At 37.5% G+C, this 12,474-nt stretch carries 11 protein-coding genes; 3 read left to right on the top strand and 8 right to left on the bottom strand.

Features of this window, described 5'->3' with window-relative positions; all coding sequences use genetic code 11:
- The first annotated feature begins 9 nt into the window (after positions 1-9).
- Both J7E44_RS14285 and J7E44_RS14280 read left to right on the top strand, forming a co-directional pair.
- Positions 10-1,383, top strand: a complete 1,374-nt coding sequence (locus J7E44_RS14285; RefSeq protein ID WP_214831042.1) for a RagB/SusD family nutrient uptake outer membrane protein — start codon at positions 10-12, stop codon at positions 1,381-1,383.
- The gene (locus tag J7E44_RS14280) at positions 1,373-3,901 is read left to right on the top strand and encodes a S9 family peptidase (protein ID WP_214831035.1); all 2,529 of its coding nucleotides are present in this window, start codon (positions 1,373-1,375) and stop codon (positions 3,899-3,901) included. The genes J7E44_RS14285 and J7E44_RS14280 overlap by 11 nt, the downstream gene beginning before the upstream one ends.
- A gap of 32 nt (positions 3,902-3,933) precedes the next feature.
- Here J7E44_RS14280 and J7E44_RS14275 read toward each other — a convergent pair whose 3' ends face one another.
- The 4 genes from J7E44_RS14275 to J7E44_RS14260 all read right to left on the bottom strand — a co-directional run bounded on the left by J7E44_RS14275 (position 3,934) and on the right by J7E44_RS14260 (position 7,239).
- The gene (locus J7E44_RS14275; RefSeq protein ID WP_214831027.1) at positions 3,934-4,206 is read right to left on the bottom strand and encodes a DUF6520 family protein; all 273 of its coding nucleotides are present in this window, start codon (positions 4,204-4,206) and stop codon (positions 3,934-3,936) included.
- A gap of 58 nt (positions 4,207-4,264) precedes the next feature.
- On the bottom strand, positions 4,265-5,746 hold the full coding sequence (locus tag J7E44_RS14270) for a DoxX family protein (RefSeq protein WP_251040581.1): 1,482 nt from the start codon (positions 5,744-5,746) through the stop codon (positions 4,265-4,267).
- A 156-nt stretch (positions 5,747-5,902) separates the two neighbouring features.
- A complete protein-coding gene (locus J7E44_RS14265) occupies positions 5,903-6,676 on the bottom strand; it encodes a helix-turn-helix domain-containing protein (protein ID WP_214831025.1) in 774 nt (257 codons plus the stop codon).
- 221 nt (positions 6,677-6,897) lie between these two features.
- Positions 6,898-7,239, bottom strand: coding sequence for a hypothetical protein (locus J7E44_RS14260; RefSeq protein WP_214831023.1), 342 nt, complete (start codon positions 7,237-7,239; stop codon positions 6,898-6,900).
- Between the two features lie 190 nt (positions 7,240-7,429).
- Between J7E44_RS14260 and ltrA the strand changes: the two genes are divergently transcribed.
- The gene (ltrA, locus tag J7E44_RS14255) at positions 7,430-9,244 is read left to right on the top strand and encodes a group II intron reverse transcriptase/maturase (RefSeq protein ID WP_214831014.1); all 1,815 of its coding nucleotides are present in this window, start codon (positions 7,430-7,432) and stop codon (positions 9,242-9,244) included.
- 154 nt (positions 9,245-9,398) lie between these two features.
- Here ltrA and J7E44_RS14250 read toward each other — a convergent pair whose 3' ends face one another.
- From J7E44_RS14250 to J7E44_RS14235, 4 genes are all read right to left on the bottom strand, one after another.
- The gene (locus tag J7E44_RS14250) at positions 9,399-9,629 is read right to left on the bottom strand and encodes a hypothetical protein (protein WP_214831013.1); all 231 of its coding nucleotides are present in this window, start codon (positions 9,627-9,629) and stop codon (positions 9,399-9,401) included.
- A complete protein-coding gene (locus J7E44_RS14245; RefSeq protein WP_214831010.1) occupies positions 9,626-9,913 on the bottom strand; it encodes a hypothetical protein in 288 nt (95 codons plus the stop codon). The genes J7E44_RS14250 and J7E44_RS14245 overlap by 4 nt, the downstream gene beginning before the upstream one ends.
- Positions 9,914-10,444: 531 nt before the next feature.
- The gene (locus J7E44_RS14240; RefSeq protein WP_353050491.1) at positions 10,445-12,232 is read right to left on the bottom strand and encodes an RHS repeat domain-containing protein; all 1,788 of its coding nucleotides are present in this window, start codon (positions 12,230-12,232) and stop codon (positions 10,445-10,447) included.
- Positions 12,233-12,337: 105 nt separating this feature from the next.
- Complete coding sequence (locus J7E44_RS14235; protein ID WP_251040600.1) at positions 12,338-12,448, bottom strand: DUF1877 family protein; 111 nt, start codon at positions 12,446-12,448, stop codon at positions 12,338-12,340.
- Between the last annotated feature and the right edge of the window lie 26 nt (positions 12,449-12,474).

The following is a 12,474-nucleotide window of genomic DNA, read 5'->3' as shown; positions in this document are numbered from 1 at the left end:
AATTTTAAAATGGAAACATACAAAATTACCTATATCATATTTGTCTTATTTATACTTCAAATATGCACTTCATGCGAAAAAATGATTGAAGTGGATACGCCAGATAACCAAATTACCTCAGTACAAGTATTTGAGGACGTGCAGACTGCCAATGCCGCATTGGCAGGATTATATGCAGCTTCTTGGGATAATTCCCCATTAGCCGGAGATCAAACAGGCAAATTACTTGGAACATATTCAGATGATCTGGATTATTATGCCTCGGCATCCACAACGGGCATTCTTGAACTTTATAACAATACACAGGCCGATTCAAACCCAACAGTTTATTCTTACTGGTCTAGTGCTTATCAAAAAATCTATATTGCCAATGCCATTATAGAAGGAGCGGAGAAATCAACTACATTACCCACCACCGAAAAGAACAGAATAAAGGCTGAGGCCCTTCTTGTAAGATCAATCTTGTATTATTATTTACAACAAATTTTCGGGGATATACCCTATCCTGATACCACCAACTATCAGGTCAATCAATCACTTGCTAAAATTGCTTCTAGTGAGGTTTTAACAAAATTGGAAAGTGATCTGGGACAATCCATTAGCCTGCTTGTGGATGAATACCGCAACACAGAGCGTATTTTTCCCAATAGAAAAGTTGCTCAGTTAATGCTCGCTAAAGTTTATATGTTACAAAACAAATGGAGTGAAGCAGAAAATTTACTAAAAGAGATCAAGCAAAGCCCCTTATACCAATTTGAAACTAACATCACCAAAGTATTTAATAAGTCAGGGACTCATATATTATGGCAGCTGAAACCAAAAAACTCAGGGGATGCTACTAAAGAGGCGGCAGCCTATTATTTTATCAATGCTGCTCCTTCCAATTTTGCACTTTCACAAAATCTGGTTACAGCTTTTAATCCGGCCGACCTGCGAAAGCTGAACTGGACGGCAGCAGTATCGTTTAATGGTACCACTTGGTGTCGTGCGGAGAAGTATAAGAACCGTACCAACAACACCACGGAATATTCTATTGTATTTCGCTTGGAAGAAGTATACTTATTATTAGCGGAAGCGCTTGCACAGCAGAATAAAATACCTGAAGCTTTACCATTTTTAAACGCCACCAGACAACGTGCAGGCCTTGCTCTCTTAATTCTGCCATTTTCAAAAGAAACATTATTAAATGAGATATTATTGGAGAACAGAAAGGAATTTTTTACAGAAATGGGACATCGGTTCCTTGATTTAAAACGATTCAATAAACTGAACACTCTTTTCCCCGTTAAACAGAACTGGAAAGATTACCACAAATTTTGGCCACTGCCCCAAAAAGAACTGCTGCTCAACCCCAATTTAAATCCGCAGAACAATGGCTACTAAGATCAAGGGCTGCTTACTGTTATTTATCCTATTAGCAGAGTCTCATTTGTTGTTTGGGCAGAAAACCAAAACTGCTGACACCCTACAAAGCTGGATGTCGGCATTCCACATGATCGGCAACCTGACGGTTTCTAAAGACAGCCGCTTTGTAGCTGTTAACAAGTCCTATAAAAACAATAATGACACAGTACTTGTATTTGATACTCAAAAATATAATCTTCCAGCAACGACCCTAATCAAATTGAATGGGCAGAAAACATTCTTCAAGGATGGTCATTTGCTGGTTTCAGAAAACGGCAGGGGGGAGTTTCATGATTTTAAAAATAACAGAAAAGAAGTTTACCACAATGTGAGACGAGCGGAAGGATTAGATGAAATTAACTTATATGTCATTCTCGATCAAAATGAGAACTTGGCTATCTATAATATAAAAGGGATTAGGCTTCAATTTGTTTCAGAAGTTCAGAACTATATTACAGATAAAAAATCGAAACTGTACTTAACTAAGAAGACAGGATCAAAATATGAAATTCTGACCTGGTCAAATAATCAGTTCACTATCCTTTATGCCACTAATAACGAAGTTACAAGAATGGATTTAATACCTTCTGGCAAACATTTGGTTATTACAGAGAAGGAAAAAACTGTGATTCCGCAAGCGGAGAAATCTAATACGAGCTCAAACATCGATTCTTGCAGATTAAAAGTCACCTTTATCAATACGGCAACCAGCGTGGTACTACACCCTACGGATCTTTCTACAGTTGAAGCTGACCTTATTACTGTCACCAATATAAAAAATGGGGAAGCATATCTGATTGACTTTGATAAAAGAATCCGTCCAACGGAAAACAAAATGCTAGATATTTGGTATGGCAATGACAAAAGTTTACGATTTAAGAAAACCGGAACACAGAAACATCAATATTACCTGTGGAAAACTGACGCCAACATGACAATCAAACTTCCGCAGGATCAGTTCTCTTCCTATGCACCGATCAATAACGATCGTTATCTTTTAGCCTTTAATGTTACAGAGGAGTTCAATTATGTAAGCAGTACACCTTTATATAACATGTACCTGTTTGATACCCAGTCCAGCTCTTCCAAGATGATTTTCTCCAACACATTTCATATTATTGGAAGTGCAGATGGCAGATACATAATGGGCTACGATGAAAGATATAAAGCATGGAAAATGTATGATATTAATGCATCTTCAATTACTGATATCCAGAAAGGCCTCCAAACTCCGGCTTTTAGTAAAGACAGCAGACAGGTCTTCTTTGGCAATGATAATGATCTTTGGCGAATGGATTTAAATACTAAAAAACCAAAACCTCTGGCTATTGCCATAGGAAGTGAAACTAAAATCATCAATATAAATACAGAAAATACATACCGTCTCCTCAATTCCAGATTTGAAATTAATACCGTGGATCTGCAAAAACCGTTGCTAATAAGAGTCCGCGATAAAAAAAATAATCGTTCATCCTATATCAGTTGGCAAAAAGGAAACTCCAAAACCCTGGTTCCATCTACCGATAACAGGATAAAAGAGGTCAAATATGATGCTGAAGCAAAAAAGATATTTAGTATTGAAGAAAACTTCAATAAAGCTCCCAAGCTATTCATGTATGATTTAATAAGTAACACAAAGAAGGAATTATTTTCCTCAGGCATTACTGATAAAACAGTATCACTTTTAAAACAGGATATACTTTCTTACACCAATTCTGTCGGCACCCCACTGAAAGGAATACTCTATTATCCTGTGCATTTTGATCCCAGAAAGAAATACCCAATGGTGGTAAGGATCTATCAAAAACAGAGCGAATCTTCCGGCGTATATCCAATTCCAGATTTTGATGAAGATGGATTTAACCTCCGTATTCTTCTGGAACGAGGATATTTTGTATTCCTGCCGGATATAATCTTTGACGAAAGGGGAACGGGGATTTCCGCGCTCGATTGTATTCATTCAGGTTTGGATGCCACAAGTACCAACCTCGGCATTGACAAAAACAAAATCGGCTTGACAGGACATTCTTTGGGCGGTTACGAAACCAATTTCATTGCTGCACATTCTAACCGCTTTGCAGCGTATGTCTCCGGTTCTTCAGTAAGCGATATCGTCAAATTCTATTTTTCATATAACAATCATTTTAACATTGCTGACTATTCCCGTTTTGAAATCGGGCAGTTTGAAATGGGCACTCCATTTTCAGAGAGCAAAGAAAAATATTACAGGAACAACCCAATCAATAATGTGGAGAAAGTCAGTTCCCCGATGTTACTCTGGGCCGGGCTAAAAGATGAAAATGTTCCCCCAGACCAGACAATGGAATTTTACATGGGGCTTTTACGGAACTGTAAGCTTGTGATAGTTTTATTATATAATCAGAAAGGGCATGACCTTGGAAAAGGAACTGATGAAAGCAGAGATTTAAACATCAAAACTCTGGAATGGTGGGATTATTACTTAAAATCAAAAAAGAAGGCTCCCTGGATTAACTAACAAAAAAGGATGCCGTTGGCATCCTTTTTTTACTACGGTTCGATTTCGTGTAGCGTTTCTCCACACATCGTCGGTGTGTCAAACTGCTTCAAAGAAGTAACACCGTCCGACCATGTACAAATCGGTCCGGAATCAACGTCACTACAATCTTTTTCAGCATTCTCACAGCTAAATTGTCCTCCGCCTAAACTCACAACGCGATACCCTGCCACAATCGCTTTTGATTTGTTTTTTGCTAAGTGGCCAGCAAATGCTGTTCCTGCACCGATCAGTACAATAACAGCAGGTAAAAAAAACTTTCTCATAATAAAGTTATTTAAGATTAGCGCCTACTCTATTTCAGGTTTTCAGCTTTCCCTGTTATTAATATTGTTTGAGGATTGGTTTAGTCAACTGATATCGAATCAGTTCATTTCCTCGCAGCACATATAGATATTTATCAGTTGCCATTAGGTCTGAAATGCTACTGCCTTCTTTATTGTAGATATAAAAGCTTCCAATATATTCCTGCCTATCAGTACGGTAAACATCTATCACTTTTGCCTTCCTCCAGGCTTCTTTGGATTCAAGTTTACCCATCAGATCAGATTGGTTAAATAAAAGATTTCTATTTGCTGCAGAGAGCCTGTTAACCTTCATCGGCGGTGCTTCCATTTTATGTTTACCATCGGAAAGTGCAGTCGTTTTGATATTCGCAGTTTTTGTTGTATCAATAGTATTAAGCCGTCTTTGAACTGCGAGACTATCGTTCATCACAATAAACTGATTCCGGTAGGTATAGGTATAGATCATGAGTGGAGAATTGCTGCTAGAAATAAGCCTGCCATCAACATCAAAAACCCCATCCAATTGTTTCTCAAGAACAGTTGGTAAAAGTTTTACCTTTGGAACCTCAGCAAGATTCAGACTTGCGAGAACAAATTCCAATTTTTCCTTACTCTGCGTTCTCAGTGCAAAGCGTAAAGAATCCTGTATAACAATCTGAGAAAAATAGGCATCCCCAAAACTAATTGTTCTGGCAGAAGAATCACCAATCTTCCCACGGAATATGACAGGTACAGTACCATCATAAAAGTAATAATATGGAGCTTTAACCTGCACCCGTATATTACGATAGGTATGGGTTAGATTATCAGGTATGATTTTGAATTTTCCCACCTGGGTCAGTTGGGTATCTACATTGGTGATAGTTTGTGGTAGGATTTTGCTTCCCAAGTAAATATTACCATCATCGCTACCAGCAAAATAATAATTCTTGTTGTCAAGCTTCAATGTTTTGTCTTCAATTACCGGATGTAATAAAAAACGACGTGTAAAGTTGTTTTCTTTCTTAATTACATTTTCAGATGATAAAAATAATCCAATGACTACAGCTGCAGAAACAATACTTATTGATACGGTTTTGATAATAGTTTTATATACCTTCTTTTCTCTGGGTTGGTCTAAAATATAAATTCCAGTAAATGCGAAAAAGATGAAGACCATATTAAAAATCAAATGTTCAGTCCAACCCAGCTTTTCTAAAACTCCTCCACAGGAGCAGGGAACAAAATCACTGTAATTTAGTATAAGATAAATATACACTGTAAAACTCACCATGATCCCAAGTGAAAGATAAAGTCCTATTAATCTGGTGTCTTTAATACAAAGCATCAATACAATCAAGAGCTCGGTAACAATCACGGCATATGACAACAAACCTGCATACGCACTTAACAAAGGAGACTGCCCTAACTGTACCTGAAAATTCTCAAAATCCAGTATTTTACTTATACCTGCATAGCAGAACAGCAATACAAAGAAATAGGAAAAAATAACTGGTAATATTTGAAGAAGTTTAGTCATGGAGCTTTGTTTGTTTACCAACCTAAAGCTCTCCAATTAAAAAATAGGAAATATTGAAAATAGTATTAAAAACATGTCAAAAAGTATAAAAAGCATTGATAATAATACTCTAAATATTGATAATAGTCCCAAAGTCTGTAAATGGATTGATTTCGACTAAAATTCAGTCAGTAATCTGGGAATGGAGTCTATCGGAAATTTGTACTTTCTGCAAAATAGGATATACATACTATTATAATTAAAAAAATCATTCCTATATGCCACTTCCTTAAAACTGTAATCGGTGAACATAATGTCAGCTAGCACAGCTAGCATCTTCATTTTATTATGCATTTGATGGAAAGTATCGCCAAAATATTCTTTACAATCCCTTTGAAAGTGGTTATAGTTCTTTCCGTAATCAGCAGCAACTTTTCGAGGGGATACTGACCTTATGAGATTATCACTATTAAGTATATTATCCAAGTAGTGTAAACTGCTAGGACTATAGTCTATGGATGCTGTACTGATAGAGAACCTATGAAGAAAAAAAGCAGCTGAATGGCCAGTGCTCTCTAAAACTCCTATTCCCGTGTACCAAAAAAGCTGCCCGGATTGATATAAGTGAATATTAACGGGTATCGCAAAATTAGTGATAGGAGTCTCGATCAGATTAATAAGCTTTCTTTCAATATGGTCTAAATTATCACTGTTAATATTCAAAAGGTCAAACATTTTTACAATGCCGTTTTGGGAATAATTATATTCACTGGGAATAATCTGCACGCACTGGAAAAACCTGATATAGGTCTTTAAAATTTTTTCAACTAATCCTGCTAGTATTTCTTGATGGTTATAGCTTAATAGCAAAAACCGTAAAGGAAGCTGTGATAACTTAATCATCGCTCCGCCAATACTCTTGTCGATCAAAGACAGTAAGAAGACACTCATGAGCACGTTGTTTAGTCTAGAGAGAAACTAAATAAAAAGTCAATGTAATTCATTTAATTAAGAAAAACAAGTTTAATTCTCATAAGCGAGAATTATGCATAGAGCAAAAAGTTTAACTCACATAGATCATAGATAAAAGAAGAGTAACTTCAAAGCCAATTTTGCATCTACTATGTATTATGATGAATGTGGTTCTTCCCCAATTTTGGTCTGCGATCCGTTTACACCGGAACTGCTGAGATAGCAGGAATGTGTAGAACGCTTGATGCGTTTAACTGTAATTCTGTATTGGTGTGATTCCAATCTCCCAGGTATCGGGATGAAAGCATAACCCACATGAGTATGGCCTGACGATCATATTTGTGCGAGCATGGGTTAAAAGGTGGTAACCAGAAGTCCGGTCTGGAACCCCATCGAGCAAAGTTGAATAAGATTACGAGAGAAACCTGTGTCTGAATCATCGTAATGGCGAAATAGCGAAAGGGACTGATTACGCTATCACCAAAAGGTGCGGAATACCAGACTAATCTGAAACTATCAAAGTTCAGGTTGATACCAGTCAATTCCCGGTGAACAGCAGGAATCTAAGTTCAACGCAAAACAGGAATACGGAACGGAGTAACCACCATACCCGCTCTCAAGGGTAAAACTTTGAGCAGGCAGTCAGCCGCATGCGATGAGTATGGGTTGGGATTGTTTCAGAAGCAAACGCCCAAAGTAATGTTTGGGATAAGCTGACGGAAACACGATTATTTGGAAGATAAAGTTGCAGGTAGCAGTAAAGAAGTTATGAACCAAACTGAAAAGTTAAGGTATGAATGTGAATGGTCAGAGATCGATTGGAATATAACCGAACGGGCTGTTTTTAAGCTGCAAAAACGAATTTATCGAGCCTCTTTAAACGACAATAAAAAGGGAGTAAGACACCTGCAAAGACTATTATTAGCCTCAAAACAAGCTAAGTTGCTAGCCGTTAGAAAAGTGACACAGGACAACAAGGGCAAAAACACGCCCGGAGTAGATGGTGTTGCATCGCTTACACCTATACAGCGAAACAAACTGTCTAATAACTTAAAGCTCAACGAAAAGGCCACACCAATCAGGAGAGTCTGGATAGACAAACCCGGTAAAAGTGAAAAACGGCCACTCGGTATTCCCACAATATCGACAAGAGCGGAACAGACACTACTCAAGATGGCCTTAGAGCCAGAATGGGAAGCAAGGTTCGAGCCTGATAGCTATGGGTTCCGTCCGGGCAGATCATGCCACGATGCGATCAGGGCTATATATGGCGCAGCCTTCAGAAAACAGGCTTACGTCTTGGATGCTGATATAGCCGGATGTTTTGACAACATCAACCACCAGCAATTATTGAAGAAAGTAGATGCCTGCCCAAAAATTACCAGAATCATTAAATCATGGCTTAAAGCGGGTATTGTGGACAAGGGGTTTCCTCCGAAATCCAATGAAAGCGGCACACCGCAAGGATCAGGAATTTCACCTTTGCTTGCCAATATCGCGTTGCATGGAATGGAAGAGGACACCAGGCAATACTTAAGGCGTGATCTGATGGACTATTGCAAACTGCACAGGAAAGGGATAACCGGAAAATGGCAGGATACCATATCCATCATCCGATATGCCGATGACTTCATTGTGATCCACAAAAGCGGTGATATTGTGCTGAAAGCGAAAGCATACATAGCACAGTGGTTAGGTAACGTAGGATTGGAATTGAAACCTTCGAAAACGAGGTTATGTCACACGTTAAGCCAGCATGAAGGAACAGATCCGGGCTTCAACTTTCTGGGCTTTAATATCCGTCAATATCCAAAAACAAATAATAAAAAAGGATACACCTTGATGATCAAGCCAAGTGGGGATGCCTTGAAAAGGCACTCTCTGAAGCTAAAAACTACCATAAGGAAAATGCGGCCGGTGAAACAGGAAGCGTTGATCAAAACGCTGAACCCGATCATCAGCGGATGGGCAAACTATTACCAATACTCCGCATCCAGTGCCGCATTCAGCAAAATGAGTACAGTAACCTTCCGTAAATTATGGAAATGGGCGTTATACAGACATCCCAAAAAGGGACGGAAATGGATAAAAACCAAATACTTCCGTACCCACGGAAAGGATAAATGGACGTTCAAAACCATACAAGGGCAGGTACTCAGAAAGCATTATGAGTGGACATTCAGGAACTATGTTAAGGTCAAAGGGACAAGAAGTCCGTATGATGGCGACTTCATTTACTGGGCGACAAGGTTAGGCCGCTACGCAACAATTAGCAAAAGAACCGCAGAACTACTTAAACGCCAAAAAGGAAAATGCGGGCACTGTAAATTATTCTTTAAAAGTGATGACCAAATCGAAAATCACCATAAAGATAAGAATCACAACAATAATGCAATAATAAATCTCGTCTTACTTCACACACATTGTCACCACAAAATTCACGGGAGAGGTGTGATTGACAAGCACCAAATAGTCGAGGAGCCGGATGCCATGAAAGTGGCACGTCCGGTTTTGAAGCCGAGTGCGGGGGGTGATCCCCGCACTTAGGTCAGCGGTTACAATAAATTGAATGCGTTAAGATTAGTAAAATTTCTGGTTTGAATGCTGCCTAGAGTACCAGCTCTGCCGAAAACAAAGATTATAATAGGATAAATCATCATCACTCGAAAAAAGAAGAATTATTAGTCGATGAGATCCGGAGCTATTCATTTAGTATACAGAATGTTGTAACCTCACCACAAACTGTTTTTCGCATTCTTTTTACCACCAAAACTGGGGAAGAACCTGTGGTCACTCCATTTCGGGGCAAACTGTACACCCTTGGCTGCCATGTGTGGTAGCGAATGCTATTACAGCCAGGCCAAATATAATTAATATCCCACATGTGCGTGCTGTACCTGCTCCAATTCCAAGCTCCTGTACGTTCCTTCATTTTGGGGTCATCAACCCGCCATAGCGACAGATCATTGATCCCAAACACCAAATCAGGGTATCCAAAGCTATTTTTCGGAGTTTAGCGAAACCCATTCCCTCGATGGATAAATATTCTTCCGTATAGGCCAAAATAAACAACCACAGACGGCTTTCACCCCCTGTTTTGACACAATCCCTTATCCCATGATTTTGGTGGAGTATTGACGAACATACAACAATACTGTCTTCCAAAAATTTATACACCTCAATTTCCAGCTCATCAATACATTCCTTTATAATCAACTACATACACCTTAAATATTATAATGAAAAAACAGGACGGAAAACATTCCCTCCTGATTATAAATAATGTAAAGTGTAAATTATAAGCCGAGCATTCCCTGTAATAAGCCGCAATACTCCGTTCGTAAATAATTATAAGCTTGCATCTTAAATTTTAATCTTTTTATTTGTTTTTTGTTATAGCATGCGTTAGCATGAGGTTCGAAAATCAGTGCTTTAAGTTTTTGAAAACTATTATCAATAACTTTGATATATTACCCTAATCGCTAAGAGGAATTGTATAGCAAATAATTAAAAAGAGATTGATTAATAGTAAAGTTAAAACTATTATTATATTAATTTTCTTTACAGATGTAATAAAAAGAAATACAAACATCTGATAAATATATATCACAATCCTGTCTAAATTTACTCCAAAAAAATGATTAAAATTATTATCAAGCAAATTTGTTGATTCTTTGTAAAATATTCTAATAAAGAATATAAGAATAGTTAACACTAATACAGTTATTTTAAGTTTCATATTTTAATTTATTCAAAAGTTCTTCCTCCTAAATATCGATGTGTACTTATATCATAAAAACTATATCTCGACCAGATATGATTTTGAGGACCTACAACCATATCCAGATTTACAGTTATTCCTTTCTGATTGGCTGGGAATGCAGCATGGATATCAGTGTAATTGCTTCGAACATCTTCATACATTTCCAAAAAGTTTTCAGCATTTGCATTCTCAAGTAAAATTGTTGTAGCTCCCAACACAAATGTAAGTGATTGAGGATTCAGAACTTTAACGCCTTCCTTAATAAAATCATAAGCACCTTTAATTCCACCTATTCCTGGCGTCCAGTCCATCACCTTGTCTACTTTACTTGTAAGTTCTTTTATTTGTTTAGTTATTTGTTTAAATTCTAAATTCATATTTACATTATCTAGTTGATATTGTATTTTTTTTGTTTCAATACCCCAGATATTAAAACTGCTTTCATTTTTGAGATATTTTCTTTTAGGTGTTGGGTCACCATTTCCAAATTGTTCAAAATTGATTCCAGCAAAATAATCTGGTTGCGCAAGATAAGCCATTATATCCCTAAATTCCTGTGTTTCTCCAAAAGTAGCAGGCTTCTGATCATATACATCACCACCACCATAATTTTTAAATGGCGAAATATGGGTTCTCTCTCCTGTCATTCCCATCCACCATCCAGAGTTTGGATCCTGGGATGCCATATCACCTTGCTCATAAGGCATTGCAAATTTTCTTCCATCTGGATCAATAAAGCTGATAGGATTATTTACAACATAATTATAAGGTGAAAATCTTCTGCTGGTCTCCGCTAATGGATCTATTACCCCCCATCTTCCGATGTCAGACATATACATTCTGGCCCCATAATCACTCCATCCTGTTTCCTTTTGCAGGTCTTTGCCGTTGTAACCATAATTGTAGGCAAGGTTTCCATTTAAGCTGATAGTGTGCTTTAATCCAAAAGGATAATAATTACTCTCTTCAATGACCTCTGCGCTTCCTGTTGAGCTTTTAGCATAACTCAGCCTTACATTTCCTAAATGATCTGTATAGTTGTAAATATACTTATTATTTTCAAAATTGTAGTACCCTTCAGCTGTAGGCACAAACTTAAGAACCTGGCTGAATGCTGTACCTGTGTCTCTGGCCTCATATTGGAATCCGTTTAGATATTCAGTTATCGTTTTGGTTTCTAAGTTCGTTCTACCCAGACCAAATGTATACGTTTTTCTGAGCTTTGTTCCATCTGCTCTGTATAGATATTTGGTATTTACGTTGATCTCTACATCTTCTGTTATCACTCTGGGACTATAGGTTTTATCAAACACCACATTATCAGGCAGGCTGAGAACATTGTAATCAATCCGAAGAATACCTTTATCCACCTGATCTTTCATGTTCCCATTGTCATCATAAGTAATTGGATTCCCTGAGGTGTCAGGATACCCTGCATAGTCACCAGTAGCATCAGTTACAGAATTGAGTTTATTCCCTGTATATTGATAGGTCAAGTTATCAATCAGTCCTGTGGCACCTAAAGAATTTTTCCCATTTCTCTGAAGAGAAGTAATATTCCCGTTTATATCATATCCCACAGATTCGTTAAACAGGTTATTCTCAGGAACAGAAGCATTTGGTTCAGAATAGGCGCCTTTTTTCAGTCTATTCAACCCATCATAGGTATAGGTATATCTTTTTAAAACATTATCGCCTGCCGTTTTCCAGTCTATTTCATTAATAGTTCCATTATACTTTGATGAAGTACCAACAGGATTGGTATACTTCACTTCGTATCCGAATAATTTTCCACTAAGGCTGGATTATTAACTTTGATTACTGAGCCTCTAATGTCATAAGTATACTCAATATTTTGTAGGTTATTTCCTACTTTTTTACTGGAAATTTTCTGTGTCTTGATTATTGATACGATCTAATAATAATGAACTGTCTTTTAAATAATTTTCAAGTTCAGATTCTGTCACTCGAAGTAAATTTCCTATCATGCTCATAATTTCGATAGCACTTATTT

This window comes from Chryseobacterium sp. ISL-6, assembly GCF_018613715.1.
GTDB classification, from domain to species: Bacteria; Bacteroidota; Bacteroidia; order Flavobacteriales; family Weeksellaceae; genus Chryseobacterium; species Chryseobacterium paludis.
Note: the sequence above shows the minus strand (reverse complement) of the source record. Positions and strands in the feature narration are given on the sequence as shown.